General features: G+C 61.7%; 20 protein-coding genes. 6 read left to right on the top strand and 14 right to left on the bottom strand.

Annotated features, from left to right (window positions below):
- Positions 1 to 26 precede the first annotated feature (26 nt).
- From ACINK1_RS11590 to ACINK1_RS11570, 5 genes are all read right to left on the bottom strand, one after another.
- Positions 27 to 773, bottom strand: a complete 747-nt coding sequence (locus ACINK1_RS11590) for a F0F1 ATP synthase subunit A (RefSeq protein ID WP_376801941.1) — start codon at positions 771 to 773, stop codon at positions 27 to 29.
- Between the two features lie 45 nt (positions 774 to 818).
- Positions 819 to 1,226, bottom strand: coding sequence for an AtpZ/AtpI family protein (locus ACINK1_RS11585; RefSeq protein WP_376801940.1), 408 nt, complete (start codon positions 1,224 to 1,226; stop codon positions 819 to 821).
- A 161-nt stretch (positions 1,227 to 1,387) separates the two neighbouring features.
- A complete protein-coding gene (gene smc, locus ACINK1_RS11580; protein WP_376801939.1) occupies positions 1,388 to 4,846 on the bottom strand; it encodes a chromosome segregation protein SMC in 3,459 nt (1,152 codons plus the stop codon).
- 42 nt (positions 4,847 to 4,888) lie between these two features.
- Positions 4,889 to 5,536: a DsbA family protein gene (locus ACINK1_RS11575; protein ID WP_376802065.1), complete on the bottom strand. Its 648-nt coding sequence runs from the start codon at positions 5,534 to 5,536 to the stop codon at positions 4,889 to 4,891.
- Positions 5,537 to 5,791: 255 nt separating this feature from the next.
- The gene (locus tag ACINK1_RS11570; RefSeq protein WP_395760134.1) at positions 5,792 to 6,337 is read right to left on the bottom strand and encodes a DUF721 domain-containing protein; all 546 of its coding nucleotides are present in this window, start codon (positions 6,335 to 6,337) and stop codon (positions 5,792 to 5,794) included.
- Between the two features lie 82 nt (positions 6,338 to 6,419).
- Between ACINK1_RS11570 and mutY the strand changes: the two genes are divergently transcribed.
- The gene (gene mutY / locus ACINK1_RS11565; RefSeq protein ID WP_376801937.1) at positions 6,420 to 7,535 is read left to right on the top strand and encodes an A/G-specific adenine glycosylase; all 1,116 of its coding nucleotides are present in this window, start codon (positions 6,420 to 6,422) and stop codon (positions 7,533 to 7,535) included.
- A 46-nt stretch (positions 7,536 to 7,581) separates the two neighbouring features.
- Positions 7,582 to 8,562, top strand: coding sequence for a hypothetical protein (locus ACINK1_RS11560; protein WP_376801936.1), 981 nt, complete (start codon positions 7,582 to 7,584; stop codon positions 8,560 to 8,562).
- A 12-nt stretch (positions 8,563 to 8,574) separates the two neighbouring features.
- Here ACINK1_RS11560 and ACINK1_RS11555 read toward each other — a convergent pair whose 3' ends face one another.
- Together ACINK1_RS11555 and ACINK1_RS11550 are read right to left on the bottom strand one after the other, a co-directional pair.
- On the bottom strand, positions 8,575 to 9,690 hold the full coding sequence (locus tag ACINK1_RS11555; RefSeq protein ID WP_376801935.1) for a site-specific DNA-methyltransferase: 1,116 nt from the start codon (positions 9,688 to 9,690) through the stop codon (positions 8,575 to 8,577).
- 98 nt (positions 9,691 to 9,788) lie between these two features.
- The gene (locus tag ACINK1_RS11550; RefSeq protein WP_376801934.1) at positions 9,789 to 10,427 is read right to left on the bottom strand and encodes a ribonuclease HII; all 639 of its coding nucleotides are present in this window, start codon (positions 10,425 to 10,427) and stop codon (positions 9,789 to 9,791) included.
- A gap of 84 nt (positions 10,428 to 10,511) precedes the next feature.
- On the opposite strand from ACINK1_RS11550, the gene aroQ reads away from it, so the two are divergent.
- On the top strand, positions 10,512 to 11,090 hold the full coding sequence (aroQ, locus tag ACINK1_RS11545) for a gamma subclass chorismate mutase AroQ (RefSeq protein ID WP_376801933.1): 579 nt from the start codon (positions 10,512 to 10,514) through the stop codon (positions 11,088 to 11,090).
- 13 nt (positions 11,091 to 11,103) lie between these two features.
- Here aroQ and ACINK1_RS11540 read toward each other — a convergent pair whose 3' ends face one another.
- Positions 11,104 to 12,213, bottom strand: a complete 1,110-nt coding sequence (locus ACINK1_RS11540) for a PA0069 family radical SAM protein (RefSeq protein ID WP_376801932.1) — start codon at positions 12,211 to 12,213, stop codon at positions 11,104 to 11,106.
- Positions 12,214 to 12,304: 91 nt separating this feature from the next.
- Here ACINK1_RS11540 and ACINK1_RS11535 point away from each other — a divergent pair, with 91 nt between their 5' ends.
- Together ACINK1_RS11535 and ACINK1_RS11530 are read left to right on the top strand one after the other, a co-directional pair.
- The gene (locus ACINK1_RS11535; protein WP_376801931.1) at positions 12,305 to 13,000 is read left to right on the top strand and encodes a TIGR04283 family arsenosugar biosynthesis glycosyltransferase; all 696 of its coding nucleotides are present in this window, start codon (positions 12,305 to 12,307) and stop codon (positions 12,998 to 13,000) included.
- A complete protein-coding gene (locus ACINK1_RS11530) occupies positions 12,997 to 13,620 on the top strand; it encodes a DUF2064 domain-containing protein (protein WP_376801930.1) in 624 nt (207 codons plus the stop codon). The genes ACINK1_RS11535 and ACINK1_RS11530 overlap by 4 nt, the downstream gene beginning before the upstream one ends.
- A 5-nt stretch (positions 13,621 to 13,625) precedes the next feature.
- Here ACINK1_RS11530 and ACINK1_RS11525 read toward each other — a convergent pair whose 3' ends face one another.
- From ACINK1_RS11525 to ACINK1_RS11515, 3 genes are all read right to left on the bottom strand, one after another.
- The gene (locus tag ACINK1_RS11525) at positions 13,626 to 13,787 is read right to left on the bottom strand and encodes a Flp family type IVb pilin (protein ID WP_376801929.1); all 162 of its coding nucleotides are present in this window, start codon (positions 13,785 to 13,787) and stop codon (positions 13,626 to 13,628) included.
- Positions 13,788 to 14,045: 258 nt separating this feature from the next.
- The gene (locus ACINK1_RS11520; protein WP_376803094.1) at positions 14,046 to 14,204 is read right to left on the bottom strand and encodes a Flp family type IVb pilin; all 159 of its coding nucleotides are present in this window, start codon (positions 14,202 to 14,204) and stop codon (positions 14,046 to 14,048) included.
- A gap of 180 nt (positions 14,205 to 14,384) precedes the next feature.
- Positions 14,385 to 15,218, bottom strand: a complete 834-nt coding sequence (locus ACINK1_RS11515) for a uracil-DNA glycosylase (protein ID WP_395760133.1) — start codon at positions 15,216 to 15,218, stop codon at positions 14,385 to 14,387.
- Between the two features lie 98 nt (positions 15,219 to 15,316).
- Between ACINK1_RS11515 and ACINK1_RS11510 the strand changes: the two genes are divergently transcribed.
- On the top strand, positions 15,317 to 17,002 hold the full coding sequence (locus ACINK1_RS11510) for an electron transfer flavoprotein-ubiquinone oxidoreductase (RefSeq protein ID WP_376802077.1): 1,686 nt from the start codon (positions 15,317 to 15,319) through the stop codon (positions 17,000 to 17,002).
- A gap of 13 nt (positions 17,003 to 17,015) precedes the next feature.
- Here the strand turns inward: ACINK1_RS11510 and ACINK1_RS11505 are convergent, their stop codons facing one another.
- From ACINK1_RS11505 to ACINK1_RS11495, 3 genes are all read right to left on the bottom strand, one after another.
- Positions 17,016 to 17,732 (bottom strand): cytochrome c biogenesis CcdA family protein, encoded by a 717-nt coding sequence (locus tag ACINK1_RS11505; RefSeq protein ID WP_376802078.1) that lies wholly within the window; start codon positions 17,730 to 17,732, stop codon positions 17,016 to 17,018.
- Positions 17,733 to 17,750: 18 nt separating this feature from the next.
- Complete coding sequence (locus tag ACINK1_RS11500; protein WP_376803093.1) at positions 17,751 to 18,149, bottom strand: thioredoxin family protein; 399 nt, start codon at positions 18,147 to 18,149, stop codon at positions 17,751 to 17,753.
- 109 nt (positions 18,150 to 18,258) lie between these two features.
- Positions 18,259 to 19,257 (bottom strand): threo-3-hydroxy-L-aspartate ammonia-lyase, encoded by a 999-nt coding sequence (locus ACINK1_RS11495; protein WP_376802080.1) that lies wholly within the window; start codon positions 19,255 to 19,257, stop codon positions 18,259 to 18,261.
- Positions 19,258 to 19,308 lie beyond the last annotated feature (51 nt).

Genomic DNA, 19,308 nt, shown 5'->3' with positions numbered 1-19,308 from the left:
AAAAGGTTGGAAAATCGATGGGCCGATCAGTGGCCCGGGTGAAGTGCATCGTTGAGATAGATGCAGGTGAGGATGGTAAAGACATAGGCCTGCAGGAAGGCCACCAGAAGTTCAAGAGCGGTGAGACCAACCGCCAGCGCCAGCGGCAATGGTGACAACACCGCCCACACGCCGGCAGCGCCGAGCGAGACCACGAAGCCGGCAAAAATCTTCAGCGCGATATGGCCCGCCAGCATGTTGGCGAAGAGGCGGACCGACAGAGAAATCGGCCGCGACAGGAAGGAAATGACTTCAATCAGCACCACCAGCGGCAGGATATAGCCCGGCACGCCCGAGGGGACGAAGAGTTTGAGAAAATGGAAACCATGACCAAGAACACCGACAATGATCACGGCCAGAAACACCAGCATGGCGAGCGCGAAGGTGACGATGATGTGGCTCGTCACCGTGAAGCCGCCGGGGATCATGCCGAGGAAATTGGTCACCAGCACGAACATGAAGAGCGAGAAGATCAGCGGGAAAAAGCGCATGCCTTCCTGGCCGGCCGACCCCTTCACTGTCGTTTCGACAAACTCATACGTCATCTCGGCCAGCGACTGCCATCGTGACGGCACCAGGGCGCGCGAACCGGTAGCGAGAACCAGGAAGGCCATCGTCAGGCCAACTGCGATGAACATGAACAGAGCCGAATTGGTAAAGGCGATCTCGACATTGCCGATCTTGCCGAGCGTCGCGATCGTCTCGATCTGGAACTGGTGAATAGGATCAGCCACGGTCTACCCTGCCCTTGCCCCGTCAGCCCGCAGGCTGCTCTCCGCTCAATCCTGGCGTGGCGGCCGGCCAGACCCCTTGGGCACAGCCATGCCGAAACCGCGCAGCATGTTCAACACCCCGGCACTGAAGCCGAGAAGCAAAAATACAATCAAGCCCCAGGGGCTTGAACCGGCGATGCGATCAAGGCCAAGACCAAGGATCACACCGACGATGACGCCACCGCTGAGATCGGCGGCAGCTTTGAAACCCTGGCCCATGCCGGCACTATCCGACCCGGTAGCGCCAATGCTGCCGCCGGCCAACCCCGCCTTCGCCGTCTGCGTGTCGAGACGGTCGGACAGATCGGCCATGCGCCTGGCCAGTTCCGCTTCCTGGTTTGAGGATGAGATACCGGTTGACTGAACCGGTGGCATCTCAGACGGCGTCTTCCCCGATTCGGAGCCTTTAGCCATGTTCACACCACGAAGGGCTCCCCCACATATCGACTATGGCGAAGCGCGCGCACCCTACTTAAGCGCCAAGTCCCTGTCAAGAAACGGAGCATTTGAATTAAGTTATTGTTCTTTCAATACAATTACCGTTTATCGAGGCCGGCGGCAGGAAGCGGTCCAGCTCATGCGGCCTCAATCAGGCGCTCAGCGCTTTCCAGATCGACAGAGACGAGCTGCGAGACACCGCGCTCAGCCATGGTGACGCCGAACAGGCGGTGCATGCGCGCCATGGTGATCGGATTATGGGTGATCACCATGAAGCGTGTGGAGGTGATTCGGGTCATTTCGATCAAGAGATCGCAATAGCGCTCGACATTATGGTCATCGAGCGGGGCGTCGACCTCGTCGAGCACGCAGATCGGCGCGGGGTTGGTGAGGAAGACGGCGAAGATGAGTGCGGTCGCCGTCAAAGTTTGCTCGCCACCCGACAACAGGGACAGCGATTGCTGCTTCTTGCCCGGCGGCTTGGCGAAGATATCAAGACCGGCTTCCAGCGGATCGTCTGATTCGGTGAGCACGAGTTCAGCCGCGCCACCGCCGAAGAGCGTCACGAAAAGGCGCTGGAAATGGGTGTTGACCTTGGCAAACGCCGCAAGCAGGCGCTCGCGGCCTTCCCGATTAAGCGTGCCGATACCCGTGCGCAGGCGGCGAATGGCGCCTTCGAGATCTTCCTTCTCGTGCTGCAACCCTTCAAGCTGGGCTTCAACTTCGCTTGCCTCCTCATCGGCGCGCAGATTGACGGCCCCCAGCCGTTCGCGCTCACGCTTCAAATTCTCCAGGCGGGTTTCAAGCTCGCCGAGGGCGGGCAAAGCGCGGTCGGTTGCAAAACCAAATTCAACCGGCAGACGGGCCGCCGGTACTTGCAGCGCGTCGAGAATAGCCACCTCAACCTGAGCGAGCCGCTCGCGAGCGGCTTCGTGGCGGGCTTCGGAGCGAACCCTGCGCTCGCGCATTTCACCAAGCGCCTGGCTGGCGGCGCGTGCCCTGCGGTCACATTCAGCAAGCGCGCTTTCGCCTTCAGCCAGCCGATCAGCGGCAAGGGTGCGGGCTTTCTCGGCGCCGTCGACCTCGTTGAGCAGCGCCAGGCGTTTCTCACGGATGAGGCCGGGCAGACCATCAAGCTCGTCATATTCGCCACGCGCATCGTCAAAGCGGCGGCGCAGATCGGCGACGTGCTCGCCAGAGCGTGCCTCGCGAGCCTGCCATTGCTGCTGTTCGGCGATGACGGCTGTCAGGCGCTGGGCGCGCAGCGCAGCCTCACGCGTCAAGGCCTGATGGCGCGCGCGCGCACTGGCGAGCGTGCCGCGGCAGGCATTGACCGCCAGGCGCAGTTCGGCGACCTCAGCTTCAATGGCAGCCGTGCCCGGCAACGCCGACAGTTCGGCGCTGAGCGCGGCATGACCCTGGCTTCCCTCGTGATGATCGCCAAGGATGCGGCGCCGGGCGTCGCCAAGGGCTGCGAGCTTTGCTGCCAGCGCTGCAGCCGCGCGCTCGGCATTTGCCTCATCCGCCCGGCAGCGATTGAGGTTTGCCTCGGCGGCACGCAGGCCGGCGCGCGCTGCCTGTTCAGCGGCAGCCGCGTCTTTCAGCGCCGCCTCCGTCAACCCATAGGCCGCGCGCACCCCTGCCAGCGTTTCGACAGCCGCAGCCGCAGCCGATTCGACGTCAGCAAGACGATTTTTTTCTGCCAGTCGACGGGCCGCCGCCGACGGCGCCTCAGCGGCGGCGACAAACCCGTCCCAGCGCCACAGATCGCCTTCCCGCGACACAAGACGCTGGCCGCTTTTCAAGCCCGATGCCAGACGCGGCCCCTCGGCGCGTGTCACAAGCCCGATCTGCGACAGGCGGCGGGCGAGCGCAGGTGGCGCGTTGATGTGGCTGGCCAGCGCTTCGACCCCGGCGGGCAGCGCCGGATCGTCCTCACTGAGGGGGCTTCCCGCCCAATGCATGGACGCCGCCGGATCGATTGCCGCATCAAGATCATCGCCAAGGGCAGCGCCCAGAGCTGCCTCATACCCTCTGGCAGCGGTGATCTCTTCCAGAACGGGCCGCCAGCGCCCGCCTGTGGATTGCGACAGGACCTTGCGCAAGGCCTGCGCTTCGCTGCCGAGGCGCGCTGCATCACGCTCGGCATCGCTTAACGGGCCGCGCGCTGCGGTTTCACTGTTGCGGGCCAGCGCCAGGGTAGCTTCGCTCTGTTGCAGTGTGGCTTCGCTGAGCGACACCGCCTCGGCGGCGCGCGCAACGGCAGCCCTGGCAGCTCCAACCTGCCCGTCGGCAGGGGCATTTGCGGTGAGCGCGGCGATGTCGGCGCTCACCCGGTCGCGTTCACCGGCAAGGCGCGCCAATCGCTCGCCCAATTCACGCAGCGAGCGTTCCATCTGCTGGCGTCGCGCCAGCGTGTCGGACAGTGTGGCGACACTTCTGGCGAGCGCCTGCTCACGATCCTCAAGCGCCATTTCCTCGTCTTTGAGTTCAACGCCTGCCGCCGCCTCCGCTTCACTCCCCGCAGCGATCAGCGTCTGCAATTCGTCCCCTTCAGCGGCAAGGCGCGCCAGCGCAACCGCCGTATCAGCGCTGATGGCCGTCTCGCGCGCTATATCAGCCTCAAGCTGGGTGATGCGCTGGAGGGCCGATTCAGCTTTTTCCCGCGCGCGCTTCTCCTCGGCATCAAGCCCCTCGCGGGCAAGCGACAGGCGCTGCAAAGCCGCTGCTGCCCGCGCTTCTGCCTCGCGCAAAGCCGGCAGAGCAAAACTCGCGCGTGCATGCTCGGTCGTGGCTGCGGCTTCCTTCTCGGTTGCTGCCGCAACCGCGCGCACATCCAGCTCGGCAAGCCGGCCAGCCTCGTCGCGCTGTTCCCTTGCCTCGCTATGGCGGCAATAGAACACGAGCGCCTCGCTTTCGCGGATTTCACCCGACAATTGACGGTAGCGGCCCGCCTGACGCGCCTGCTTTTTCAGCCCCTCGAGCTGGCTTGCCATCTGCTGCAGAACGTCCTGCAGGCGTTCGAGATTGGCCTCCGCACCCTTCAGGCGCAGCTCGGTTTCGTGGCGGCGCGCGTGCAGGCCGGCGATCCCGGCCGCCTCTTCGATAAGACGGCGGCGCGATTGCGGCTTGGCACTGATCAGCTCGGCAATCTGCCCCTGGCGCACCAGGGCTGGCGAGCGGGCGCCCGATGAGGCATCGGCAAACAGCAACTGGACATCGCGGGCGCGCACATCGCGGCTATTCACACGGTAGCTTGACCCGCCGTCGCGCTCGATACGCCGCGAGACTTCGAGGTGATCGGCGTCGTTGAAAGCTGACGGCGCGGTGCGGGAGGTATTGTCGAGGTAAAGCGTGACTTCAGCGCTGTTGCGCGAGGGACGCGTGGTGGTACCGGCAAAGATCACCTCGTCCATGCCACCAGCGCGCATGCTCTTGGTGGAGCTTTCGCCCATCACCCAGCGCAATGCTTCCGTGAGGTTCGACTTGCCGCAGCCATTGGGGCCGACGATTCCCGTCAACCCCTGCTCGATCAGGATATCGGTCGGCTCCACGAAGGATTTGAAGCCAGCAAGGCGCAATTTAGTGAATTTCATCGACGCACTCCACTCCCGTCAGGTGCGTCGCAAACAGGTCGGTCAGCCTGCAACCAAGGATCCGACGATCTTGTCCAGTTCGTCAAAACTCAAGGCGCCGCGATAGACCTGCCCGTTGATAAACAGCGTCGGTGTCGAATTCACCCCGAATCGCTGCGATGCACGGTCACGTTCAGCATTCACTCCATCGAGGAGCGACTGATTGCGCAAGCAGGCTTCGAAGGATTCCTGTGTGAAACCGGTCTGGCGGGCAATCTGCAGGAGGGCTGCGACCGGATCATTGGCGCCTGCCCAGTTGCGCTGCAGACGATAGAGCACGTCAATCATCGGAAAATAGCGGTCGCCAGGGGCGCAGCGGGCAAGAATTGACGCACCCGCCGCCAGCGGGTCGAGCGGAAACTCTCGAAAAATAAGCCTCACGAGGCCGGTATCGATATATTTTTCCTTCAGTTTCGGCAGGGTTTCGGTATGAAACGCGGCGCAGTGCGGGCAGGTCATCGAGGCGTATTCGATGATCGTCACCTTGGCGGTTTCAGCCCCAAGCACCTTATCCCCCAGAGGGCCGGGCTTGTTCAATTCCGCCGCATTGATGCCGGCAGCACGCGCGCTGCGCACAACATCAAGGCGCCCCTCGACGACTCTCATATCCGCGCCTCCTGCGAGCGCGAGCCCGCTGGCGGCCAAAACCATATTGCGACGGGTGACTGTCACGTCATCGTTCTCCTCATGAACGCGTTCAGAAAGCCAAAATCAGAGCACCGGCTGACGAAATCGCTCTATTTTAAGAAAAGGAAGGTCGTTTTGCACCCGCTCTCACCAGACTGCGATCAGGTGCTCAGTTAACCTCGACTATAAACAAGACATCTCCCCTGCCAAATCAATTTGGCAGACAAGATGATCACGAACACGGCTTTAATCTATTGAAATCACTTGCAGCCCCTCGCGTCAAGAGCGCTGTGGTCGGGACGCGACGCCTGCCGCCAGACGTCCAAGAGCCCGGCGCAGATCGTCGTCTTCAAGCGAATCGAGGCCGGAAACCATGCGGAGGGGAGCCTGCGGAGGGATGGGCGGAATGGCGGGGGCGGGCTTGCGCTCAACGGGGCCCTGGCGGATCGACACCCGGGTGACGGCCTGCCAGCCAAACAGAAGATTGACCCGCTCGATCAGGACCGGGGCTGCGAATTGCAGGTCAAGCGCCAGCGCGCTTTCACAGGCGATCACCAATGTTGCGCCGAGGCGGCGCGGTGGCAGATCGCTTCCATCGGGCGTGTCACTGCGCCGTGGCCATTGGATACGCAGGGGCCGGGTGGCGCGCGCCAGTTCGGGACCCGCCAGTTCGCTCCAGCGCAAGATGATCTGCGCCGTCGCCAGCCCATGCTTTTCAGCCAGCGGCGCCATTACCTCGCCAGCCAGATCGGCAAGCGAACGGCTGGCGGGTTTCCAGCGCATCGCCTGTTTCTTTTGCTCGGATGAATCGCTTTTTCCCGCCACCTTGTCATTTTGCGCTTTTTACAGCGCGAGGCAAATCAGGCAGCGTGCAATCTCCAGCCAGGTGTCGACGAACAGGATGAAGATGCAACAGGCGGCAATGAGCGATGGTCAGCAGCGCCGTCGCCGGCACGCATCCAGGTCCCTGCTTGCCTGGTATGACCGCCATCGGCGTGTCCTGCCATGGCGGGCGCCAGCGCATGACATTGCCGATCCCTACCGGGTGTGGCTGTCGGAAATCATGCTGCAGCAGACGGTCGTCAAGGCGGTTATTCCCTATTTCGACAGCTTCACCCGGCGCTGGCCCACCCTTGCCGATCTGGCGGCGGCGCGTGACGACGAGGTGATGGCGGCATGGGCGGGGCTTGGCTATTACAGCCGCGCCCGCAAGCTTATCGCCTGCGCCAAAGAGGTCATGGAGCGGTTTGACGGGCGGTTCCCCGACGATGAAGCCGCATTGCTGGCGCTACCGGGCATCGGTCCCTATACGGCAGCGGCGATCAGCGCCATCGCCTTCGGACGGCGCGCTGTGGTGGTCGATGGCAATGTCGAGCGGGTGATCGCCCGGCTGTTTCGGATCACAACGCCCCTGCCGGCGGCGAAACGGGAGATCCGTGAGCGCGCTGCGGACCTGACGCCCGCCGGGCGAGCCGGCGATTATGCCCAAGGCATGATGGATCTTGGCGCCACCATCTGCACACCGCGACGACCGGCCTGCGACCGATGCCCGCTGATGGCGATGTGCGAGGGAGGACAAGCAGGCGATGCAGAAGATTTTCCCCGCAAAACACCGAAGCGGACCAAGCCACAACGGCGTGGCCTCGTCCATGTGGCGTTCAGGGGCGGCGATGTGCTTCTCACACGCCGTCCGCCGCGCGGGCTGCTTGGTGGCATGGTCGCTTTTCCAAGCACCCCGTGGACCGAGCCAGCGGCTGGCGACATTCAGCCCCCGCCTCAGCTCGTACCCTTGACGCACGGCAAGTGGCACGAGGTTCCAGGTGACGTGACCCACGTCTTTACCCATTTCACCCTGTCGCTCACCGTCTGGATCGCGCAGATTGACGGCGATACCATGGCGCCTGCGGATATGTGGTGGTCGCCGATCTCGCAGCTTGAGGAGGCTGGATTGCCAAGCCTCATGCAAAAGGTGGCGCGCCACCCGCACGTCGTGTCGTGGCTGCGTCGTCAATCTGTTACGTAAGCTCTTTAGCCAGATTTCCGCCCCGAACCGCACGGAGAATGATCAGATGACAAAGCGCCTTGCACTCGCGGCCATGATGGCGACATTGCTGGCTGGCGCGGCGCCGGCGGTTGAGGTTGGCAGCAAGGACGCCTTCGATTTCATCGCCTTCGGCGACATGCCCTATTCGCTCCCGGATGATTACCCGGCGTTCGAAAAGGTGCTGGCGCGGATCAACGCCGTGAAACCAAAATTAGCGATCAATGTCGGCGATATCAAATCCGGCTCATCACCCTGCACGGATGAGAACATTCTCAAAATCCGCGATTATTTCGAAACCCTCGAAGTGCCGCTCCTCTATTCGATCGGCGACAATGAATGGACCGACTGCCACCGCGAGCGGGCCGGAAAATTCGACCCGCTGGAGCGTCTGGCGCGGCTGCGCGAATGGTTCTTTGCCAGCGACAAATCGCTTGGCAGGAACAAGGTGACGCTGGTGCGCCAGGCCGACGCCATGCCGGAATTCAAGACCTATGTGGAGAATACGCGCTACGAACTCAACCGCGTTGTTTTCGTGCAACCGCATATTCCGGGCTCTAACAATGGTTTCGAGGCGCAGAACCCCAAGACGGCGCTGGAATATTTCGACCGCGACAAGGCAAATATCGCCTGGATCAAGGCAGGCTTCGACCGTGCCAAAGAGATCAATGCGGCGGGTGTCGTCATCTCGTTTCAGGCCAATCTGTGGGATATTCGCCAGACTTTCCCGACAATTCCACCCGCCTCAGCTTTTCTGCGTTCGATCAGGGCGATCGAGCGTGGCGCGCTCGATTTTGGCAAGCCGGTGCTGGTCATTCATGGCGATGAGCATGAATTCCTGGTGACGCCTTTTCTCGACACGTCATTGAAGCTGGTTCCCCGCGTCACCCGCCTGCAGGTGATGGGCGAGAAGACCATGGGCGGCGTGCGTGTCATCGTCGATCCCAACGACCCGGACGTCTTTGTCGGGTTCAACCCCTTCTACGTCGACAATCCAAAGAAGAAGTAAGCTTTAGCGCGATCAGGCGGCAGCGGCGCGCCTGATCTCGCCGCGAATATCGTCAATCGGGCACAGTTTGCCGGCGCGGTTCACATGCCAGAACGTCCAGCCATTGCAGGCGGCGGCTCCCTGCACATGGGCGCCGACACGGTGAATGGAGCCGGTGAACCCGTCCACCGTCAGATTGCCATCGGCCTTGACGAGGGCGTGGTGGCGTCCCTTGGCGTCGCTGAGCCTGGTGCCGGGGGCGATCAGTCCCGCTTCCACCAGGCAGGCGAAAGCGATGCGCGGCTCGTCGCGTTTGGCGATGGCCGGCTCCAGCGCTTCGTCCGGCGCGGCCTCGACAGCGGCAAGGCGCGCGGCTGCCACCTCGGCATAGGCCGGATCGCGCTCAAGGCCGATGAAATGGCGCCCGAGACGCTTGGCGACAGCGCCCGTCGTGCCTGAGCCGAAGAAGGGATCAAGCACCACATCACCGGGCTTGCTGGCAATCGACAGGATGCGGTGCAAAAGCGCTTCGGGTTTCTGCGTCGGGTGGGCCTTGCGCCCCTCGGCATTTTTGAGGCGCTCGCCACCCGTGCAGATGGGAAAGAGCCAGTCGGAACGCAGTTGCAGATCCTCGTTTCCGGCTTTTGACGCCTCATAATTGAAGGTGTAGCCGCGAGCATTCTGATCGCGGCTTGCCCAGATCATCGTCTCATGGGCGTTCTGCAGGCGCCGGCCACGGAAATTCGGCATCGGATTGGTCTTGCGCCACACCACGTCATTCAAAATCCAGAAGCCTAGATCCTGCATCATGGCGCCGACGCGAAAAATATTATGATAGGAGCCGATGACCCATAGTGTGCCCTGGGGCTTCAAGACCCGCCTGCAGGCAAGCAGCCAGGCGCGGGTGAAGGCGTCATAGGCCTCAAAACTCGAGAAACGGTCCCAGTCATCATCAACCGCATCGACTTTCGAAGCGTCGGGGCGATGCAAATCCTGTGATAACTGCAGATTATAGGGCGGATCGGCGAAGACGATATCTACACTGGCGGGCGGCAAATTGCCCATATGGGCGACGCAATCGCCAAGCAGGATGGTATCGACAGGCAAGGGGGACGAGGACACCGCCTCGCGACGACGCTTTACCGACATGACGCAACTCACCAACGCTTGTTCGCTGCTGACCGCGACGGGCGGGCAACGGCACTTATGGTGAAGGGAAAGAGTCGATGCCCGGTAAAGGAACGCAGTTAACAAGTTGCTGCTGATGATTGACGGAGCCGCAGCGCATCGGCGACGGGGGCAAAGCCTGCGCGGTGGATGGGGGTTGGGCCGAGGCGGCGGAGCGCCTGCAGGTGGCGTTTCGTGCCATAGCCCATATGCTGCTCGAAACCATAGCCCGGATAATCGTTCGCCAGCGTCTGCATGGCGCGGTCGCGGGCGACTTTGGCGATGATGGAGGCAGCGGCGATTGCTGCATATCTGCCATCGCCGCCGATGATGGCGCTGGCAGGCGCATCCAGCCCCGGCGGCACGTCACGTCCATCAACGACGAAGGCGATGGCGGCGCGCGACAGGGCGTGGGCCGCACGACGCATCCCGGCAAGCGTGGCGCCACGGATGTTCAAGGCCGCGATGTCGTCTGTCGACATAAAGACAAGAGATACGGCCTCGCCCTCGGCCATGATGCGCGCGAAGAGTTCGTCACGACGGGACGCGGTGAGCTTTTTCGAATCATCGAGGCCGGGGATGGGCCGGCGAGGATCAAGAAGAACGGCTGCCACCACCAGCGGGCCGGCCAGCGGGCCACGCCCGGCTTCATCAATGCCCGCCACCCCCTCGTCCAGGATGAGCGATATCGGGCGGGCTTGGCGGGCGGGGCGCATCATGCGAGATATTTACCCACACTCTGGTCCTGTCGACAGAAAAAGTTTTGCTCCCCGTCCCATTGTCAGAGACCGAAGGAGGATATCGTGATCGTTCGTGCAAAGATCGGCCGAACGGTGATCATGGCCTTGATCCTTGCTCTGACGGGGCTGGTGCTGCCGGCGCCGCTCGCGCAGGCAAGCGATGATGGCGCGGTGAAAAAGCTCGTTGGTCTCGTGGTTGAGCGGCCGCAGGTGATGCCGGGCGTTGCCATGAATAAATGGAACAGCGGGGCGGCGATTGAAGATGCAGTGCGCGAGCAACTGGTGGTGGAGGCCGCGATCATAGCGAGCCAGGGGCATGGTCTTGATCCGGCATCAATCGGGCACTTCATGCCGGCGCAGATCGAGGCGGCAAGAATCGTGCAGTCGGGCCTTGTCCTGCGCTGGGTCCAGGAGAAGCATGCGGCCTTCGCCGCGCCGCCTGATCTGGCAACCAGCATCCGCCCGGAACTTGACCGTCTGACACCAGCATTGCTGGCAGCGCTTCAGCCAGCCCTCAGCGCATTGCGGCGTGATGGGCTGGACGCCTTGATCACCGTCAGCCATGCCGTACCTGCCACACTTGGCCCGGCGCTGGCGGTGGCGGTGGCGCCGGTGATCGAAGCGGTGCGCAAGGTGCCGTGACGGGATGGTGTTTCTAAAACAGTGAGAGCTGGCCGCCTGCGAGCACAGGCCGGCGGAAATGGCTGGTGTCAAGCCTTGTCCGCGTGCTGCGATAGCCAAGGCGCCGGAGCGCTGCCTGGAAGCGCCGGGCGATCATCCACGCATAGGGGCCCTCGCCGGTCATGCGCTTGCCGAAGGTCGCGTCATAATCCTTGCCGCCGCGCATGGCGCGGATGATGCTCATGACGTGGCGATAGCGGTCCGGTTCGTGCGTCATCAGCCATTCGGTGAACAGGTCGCGCACCTCGCGCGGCAGGCGCAGCATCACCCAACCGGCCTCGCGCGCGCCAGCCTCATAGGCTTTTTCGAGGATCGCCTCGATCTCGTAATCGTTGAGCGCGGGGATCACCGGGGCAATCAGCACCGTGGTCGGGATGCCGGCCGCGCTCAGCCGGCTGATCGCCTCCAGCCGGCGTTTGGGGGTTGAGGCCCGCGGCTCCAGTGAACGGGCGCGGCGATGATCAAGCGTCGTCACCGATATCGCCACCTTGGCGAGATTGCGCGCCGCCATGCGCGCCAGAATATCGATATCGCGGGTCACCAGCGCCGATTTGGTGACGATGCCGACCGGATGGCCGGCGCGCTCGAGCACTTCGAGAACGCTGCGGGTCAGTTTGCGCTCGCGCTCGATGGGCTGATAGGGGTCGGTCGCGGTGCCCAGCGCGATGGTGCGTGGTTCATAGCGCGGATTTGCCAGTTCGCGCTCGAGAAGGTCGGCGGCATTGTCTTTCGCCACCAGACGGGTTTCGAAATCAAGCCCGGGCGACAGCCCGAGAAAAGCGTGGGTTGGCCGCGCAAAACAATAGACGCAGCCATGCTCGCAGCCGCGATAGGGATTGATCGAGCGGTCAAAGGAAATATCAGGCGATTCATTGCGGGCAATGATCGCCCGCGCCATTTCAACCGCCACCTCGGTGCGGAATGCCGGCAGCGTGTCGACACTGCCCCACCCGTCATCTTCCTCGTGACGCTTCAAAGCCTCAAAGCGACCGACGGCATTCGACACCACGCCACGCCCGCGACGGCGCGATTCAGCGATGTGATTGTCGCCTGGCAAAGAGTGGCGGATTGCAAGCTGGGTCATTGCAATGTTCTATCTTTGTTCTTTGTTGTTTGCAAGCGGCCTGCGCATTTCCTGCTTGCTCACGGCGCCCGGTTCTCGGCACTGTGGCGCCATGATCAGCGTTATCATCCCCACCTTCAATGCCGCCCAGGACCTTCCGGCAACGCTATGCGCGCTGGTGCCGGCTGCGGCCGACGGCCTGGTGCGCGAGGTCATCGTTAGTGATGGCGGGTCGCAGGATGAAACACTCACCATCGCCGATGCCATGGGCTGTGGCATCGTTCACAGTAACAAAGGGCGTGGCACCCAGCTTGCCGCCGGCGCCGCGCAGGCGCGCGGGCCCTGGCTTCTTTTCCTGCATGCCGATACCCTTCCCGGCCCTGGCTGGGAGCAAGAGGTGTCGGCCTTTATCGAACGCGCTGACAAGCAGGACGATGACAGGGCTGCGTGCTTCACCTTTGCCCTCGACAGTTTCGGCGTGAAAGCCCGCCTGCTCGAAGGAATGGTGGCGCTGCGCTGCCTCGTCTTCGCGCTTCCCTATGGCGATCAGGGGCTGATCATGCGCCTTGGTCATTACCGCCAGCTGGGAGGCTTCCGGCACATACCGTTGATGGAAGACGTCGATATGGTCCGGCGTATCGGTCGCCGGAACCTGCAGATCCTGCGCACCAGGGCCATCACCAGTGCCAGGCGTTATGAGAGCGACGGCTATGTCGGGCGCAGCCTGCGCAATCTCTCCTGTCTTGCGCTCTACCTGCTTGGCACTTCTCCGGAAGCGCTGATGCGTCACTATCAAGGACAAAAATGACGAGGTCGCCTGTTCGCCAGCGCAAGGCTGGAAGGTCGCGGCCCCTGCTGTTCATCATGGCACGGCTGCCGATTGCCGGCGCCGTCAAGACAAGGCTGGCGCGACGGATCGGCGCTATTGGCGCGGTGTCGCTTTATCGTTCATTGCTGGCCTCCACCTTGCGCCGGGCGGGGCAAGACAAACGCTGGCGAACGATCCTGGCCGTCACGCCGACCACCGCGGTTCACAGTCCGTTATGGCGACGGCTGGCGCCCGGCTGCGAGGTATTGGCACAAAGCTCAGGCGATCTCGGCCATCGTATGGGTAGCCTGCTGGCCCATGCGGGAGCTGCGCCGGCGGCGGTCATGGGGAGCGATATTGCCGATGTCAACGCCACGCATATCGCGGCGGCGTTCAGCGCCCTCAAGGGCGCCGACGCTGTGATCGCCTATGCCGAAGATGGCGGATTCTGGTTTTGCGCGGTCAAGGGCGTCACACCACGCTTTCCGGCCGGAAAAGCAGGCGCCTTTGCCGGTATCGCCTGGTCGCGCAGCGACAGCGGAGAGTTAACCAGAAAAGCGCTGCAAGCGAAGGGATTTCGCGTCGCCAGCGGGCCTATGCGGCGCGATGTTGATGAATGAAACGCCTATTTGACGTTGTTTTGGACCTTGGTAAAGAGCGCGTTTAAATTGGTACCAAGGCCGTTGACCGCTACGATGACGGTTACCGCGATGCCGGAGGCAATCAGAGCATATTCAATGGCGGTCGCACCCTTGTTACAGCCGATAAACCGGGCGATTGCGTTCATGCCGCTCACTCCTTGCGCGATAATCGTCACGGGAGCCGTTATCCCGCGTCTCTTCGCTTTTATATTTGACAGGCGTTAATTGAACATTGAATGCCGCCCTAAATTAACGCGCCGAATATATAAAAATTATAATTTTAATTTTTGATTTTATTTCAATTTAACAATAATAAACGAATACAAAAAAAGCAGAACAAGCCGCAAGACTTGCTCTGCTTTATGTCAGCATACGTGATCAGATAGAGTTGATCGTATCGCTTATTACAGGGCATCCTTGACTTTGGTGAACGCCGCGTTGAGGTTGGTACCAATGCCCTGAACGGCGCCAATAACAACAACCGCGATGCCAGCAGCAATCAAACCATATTCAATTGCCGTCGCGCCGCTCTCGCAGGAAAAAAATTCGCGCATCTTGTTCATTCAGCTCACTCCTTGTGCTTACTTTCCGCCATGGCGGAGCCAGATAATCTTCTTGTCCGGCATGTATGCAATTTAACCGCTGATCTTTGAAATTCGGTTAAGTTATTCAATTAAATTGAATTAACCTCATATATTTTTCGATTTGCGTCGTTTCGTGCTTTCAACGCGCTGACCGCGCCATCAGATCCGGCGCAAAGCTTGATGAACTTCCATAAAATCGTTCCATATCAATTTCTTGGAGAGGGGGTTTCGTAACAGATAAGCCGGGTGAAAGGTCGGCATGGTGGGCAGGACAAGCTGTCCCATGTGCAGGCTCAGCCATTTCCCGCGTTGCTTCACGATACCGAGAGAGGAGCCGGTCAGGGCGGAATTCGCCGCGCCACCGAGCAGGACAAGGCATTTGGGTGCCGCCAATTCAATCTGACGTTCGATGAAGGGCCGGCAGATTGCCAATTCCTGAGGCGTGGGTGTGCGGTTGCCTGGCGGGCGCCACGGTACAACGTTGGCGATATAGACCTTGCTGCGATCAAGGCCGATCGATGCCAGAATGCGATCAAGCAATTGCCCGGAGCGCCCGACGAAGGGTTTGCCCTGCAGATCTTCTTCCCGCCCTGGCGCTTCGCCGACCAGCATCAGGGCTGAACCGGCAATGCCGTCGGCAAAAGCAAGCTGGGTTGCGGCTGCCTTCAAAGCGCAGCCCTCGAAGGCGTTCATCGCCTCGCGCAGCTCGTCAAGGCTCATTGCTGCGGCGGCCAGTCGGCGCGCCTCGGCGATGCCGGGTTCACCCTCGATGGCCGGCGCCGAGGGCGGCGTGGTGCTGGCGCGAGGCGATGGCGGCACTATCAGGGAAGCAGCTGCGGCTGACCTGTACGGGGAAGCGGGTGCGGCATTGCCCAGAGCGAAGCGGTCGAGCGGAGTTTCGCCAATAGCGCAATCAACGCCCATGGCGATATACCAGTCAAGCAGTGCTCTTGCCTGCGCAACGGACATTGCCTCTGTCGCAGATACCTGCATGAATCGGACCCGACTGACGTGAAGCAGGATAAAATGGTCGCAAGCCTGATGGCGCGCTGCTACATCGGATTTAAACAAACGCGAGGGGAGTGGCAAGAATGAGCCAGAATTTGACCGATAAGCCAGCGCGCGACCAGATGGACTACGATGTGGTGATTGTTGGCGCCGGACCGGCAGGTCTGGCCGCCGCCATCCGTCTCAAACAGCTGGCGATGGATAATGGTGCCGAAATTTCGGTGGTCGTCGTCGAGAAGGGCTCGGAGCCCGGCGCCCATATCCTGTCGGGCGCCGTCATTGACCCGGTCGGCATCAACCAGCTTATCCCCGACTGGAAGGAGAAGGGTGCCCCGATCACCACGCAAGTGAAGGATGACCGCTTTCTCTTTCTTGGCACCTCGATGGCGATTCGCCTTCCCAACTGGATGATGCCGCCACTGATGAATAATCACGGCAACTATATCGTCTCGCTGGGTGAGGTGGTGAAATGGCTCGCCGGCGAAGCAGAGGCGCTGGGTGTCGAGATTTATCCGGGCTTTGCCGCAGCCGAATTGCTTTATGACGAGACGGGCGGTGTGGTCGGGGTTGCTACCGGCGATATGGGTGTTGCCAAGGATGGCAGCCTCAAATCGACCTTTACCCGTGGCCTGGAGCTGCGCGGCAAATACACGCTGCTCGGCGAGGGCGCGCGCGGTCATCTCAGCAAGCAGGCGATCGCCCGCTTCGACCTGTCACAGGGGCGCGAGCCGCAGAAATTCGGCATCGGCATCAAGGAAATCTGGGAAGTAGCCGCCGACAAGCATCAGCCCGGTCTGGTGCAGCACAGTTTCGGCTGGCCGCTCGACAACACGACAGGCGGCGGCTCGTTCCTCTATCATTATGGCGAGCGGCTCGTTGCCGCCGGCTTCGTCGTTCATCTCAACTATACGAACCCCTACCTGTCACCATTCGATGAGTTCCAGCGCTTCAAAACGCATCCCGGCATCCGCAGCGTTTTCGAGGGCGGCAAGCGTATCGCCTACGGGGCACGCGCCATTACCGAAGGCGGGTATCAGTCGGTGCCCAAGCTGACGTTTCCCGGCGGAGCGCTGCTCGGGTGTGCGGCGGGCTTCGTCAACGTGCCGCGCATCAAGGGCAGCCATAACGCCATTCTCTCAGGCATGCTGGCGGCCGAGCATACGTTCACGGCGCTGCAACAGGGGCGCGCCCATGACGAACTGGCAGCTTATGAGGAGGCGTGGCGGACCTCCCCGATCGGTCAGGATCTGTGGCGGGTGCGCAACGCCAAGCCGCTATGGTCGAAGCTTGGCACCTTCATCGGCATCGCTATCGGCGGCTTTGACATGTGGTGCAACACCTTCGGCTTTTCACTGTTTGGCACCATGAAACATGGCAAGGCCGATTTCGCCACGCTGAAAACGCTGGCGCAGTCATCACCCATCGATTATCCGCGCCCGGACGGCAAAATCAGCTTCGACAAGCCAAGCTCGGTCTATCTCTCCAACACCAATCACGAGGAAGACCAGCCGGTGCATCTGCAGTTAAAAGATGCCAGCATCCCGATTGGCCGCAACCTGCCGCTCTATGGCGAGCCGGCGCGGCTCTATTGCCCGGCAGGTGTGTACGAAGTGGTTTACGCCAATTCCGAAACGAAAAGCGATCCGCGTTTTGTCATCAATGCGCAGAATTGCGTTCATTGCAAAACCTGTGACATCAAGGACCCCGCCCAGAACATCAATTGGGTGACGCCGGAAGGTGCAGGCGGGCCGAATTACATCGGCATGTAGGGCGCCAGCCCGGTCAAAGGCTGGTGGTGATGTCGATCAGCCAATCCGGCATACGGGCGACGAGGAACGCTTCCATCGTCTTGTCGAGGCCGGTGAGGACGATGAGGCCGATTGCAACAAACAAAAAACCGGCGGCGGGTTTTACCCAGCCCGCAGCCGACAGCAGCGTGTTGCGCCGATCCATGATCGCAGCGCGCGAGCCATAGGCAAGGATCATCAGAATGAGCGTCGCGCCAAGGCCAAAGGCCAGCATGCGCAGCGCGGCTGGAGCAAGCCCGCCCGATTCGGCTGCCAGCGCAATCGCCGCCCCGAGCGACGGCCCGGAACAAGGCGACCACAAGGCCCCCGCCAATGTTCCGAAGAGAAACGGACCGGCGAGGCCTTTTGCTTCCACCCGCCCGGCCAGTGCATTGGCACCCGTGGCGATACCGGCGGTTGCGAGCGCCATACGCTCCTGCAGCGGTTTAACCAGCAAAACGAGACCAAAGAGGACAAACATCAGCGCGGCCAGCTGACGCAGCACATTGGGCGTGATGCCAAGACCAATGCCGATGGTGGCGATGAAGAGACCAAGCGCGGTGAACGACAATACCATGCCGGCGGCAAAGGCTACCGGCCCGAGCCGGCCTCCACTCATGGTTCCCGCCAGCACGAGCGGCAACATGGGGAGAACACACGGGTTCAGCGTGGTTAAAGTCCCGGCGAGAAAGGCCAGGGCAAGCGCTGTCACGTCGACACTCCCCGGTCGTCAGACCGCGGCGGTGATGCGGGTGCGGATTTCACCGGCGCGGGTCACACCGACAAATCGGCTTGCTTCGTGGCCGCCCTTGACGACGATGATCGTTGACTGGCTGGACACGCGATTGGCGCGCAGGAAATCGAGGTCCGTATCAAAATTGACGCGAACAAAGCGCACGCGGCTGAAAGCCGCTTCGCCTGCCATCTGGTCGAGCGTCACCAATTGGCGGGTGCAGGTCGGGCACCAGTCAGCATGAACGTGAATGACGATGGTGTCGCCATTCTTCAGCATCTGCGCGAATTCTTCCGCTTTATAATGGAGGAAGCCCGCCGCAGCCTCGGCAGCGCGCATCAGGGGTACAAGGGCAGCGCCTGTGATCAACGCAAGGAGCGAACGGCGGTTCATCATCGACCTCAATCTTTATCTACGTTACAATACGTATCTCGCAGAGTTTGGTACACGGGATGATGTACTAAATCATTAAAGCCTTGCCGTTCTAAGTCACGATTGCGCGATTTCACGCCACCAGCCGCGCAAAAGCGGCAAGATCGACATTGCCGCCGCTGATGATAACGCCAACCCTGCCCCCCGGCCATGTCTGCGCGGCGTGAGCAAAGGCGCCCGCCGCTGCCAGACAGCCCGTCGGCTCGACGATCATCTTCATCCGCTCGGCAAAGAACCGCATTGTCTCAACAAGTTGCGTGTCATCAACGGTCAGAACATCGCTCAAATCGCGACGGATGATGGCAAAATTGCGCGCTCCCAGCGCCGTTGTCTGCGCGCCGTCGGCAAGAGTGCGCGGCACGGTGATTTCAACGATTTTACCGCTGCGGAAGGATTGCTGACCGTCATTGCCGGCTTCCGGCTCGACGCCGATAATGGCTGCTGACGGCGACAAAGCGCGTGCGGCCAGCGCGCAGCCGGCGACCAGCCCGCCGCCGCCCATGCAGATCAGCAATGCGTCAAGCGCACCTGTCTCCTCGATCAGTTCCTTGGCAGCCGTCCCCTGCCCGGCGATGATGTCGGCATGGTCGAAGGGCGGGATCAGCGTCAGCCCCTGCTCGTTTGCCATGGTCGTTGCGAGGTCATGACGGCTATCCTTGTAGCGGTCGAAGCGGATGACGTGAGCGCCATAGCCTTGCGTGGCGGCGACTTTCATCGCCGGCGCGTCCTCAGGCATGAGGACGGTGGCGGGAACGCCAAGAAGGGAGCCGGCAAGGGCTATCGCCTGCGCGTGGTTGCCGGAGGAATAGGTGAGCACGCCTGCCTTCCTTGCCGCCGGCGACAGCAGCGATATCGCGTTATAAGCGCCACGAAATTTGAAGGCGCCGGCGCGCTGAAAATTCTCGCATTTGAAGAAGAGTTCGGCCCCTGCCCGCTTGTTCGCGGCGCGCGACGTCAGGACGGGCGTGCGGTGAGCAACGCCGGCAAGACGCCTGGCGGCCGCCTCGACATCGGCATAGGTCGGGATGTCCGTTCCGGGTGTCATTATCTGTGCTGCGGCGGTGTGCGGCATCGGTTACTCCTGATCAAGGCTGCCGCAAGGTTAGAGCCTGCACGGTCATAT

Origin of the sequence: Raskinella chloraquaticus (SeqCode) (assembly GCF_021731865.1) — a bacterium.
GTDB lineage: Bacteria > Pseudomonadota > Alphaproteobacteria > Rhizobiales > UBA4765 > Raskinella > Raskinella chloraquaticus.
This window is presented reverse-complemented; position numbering and strand designations above follow the sequence as displayed.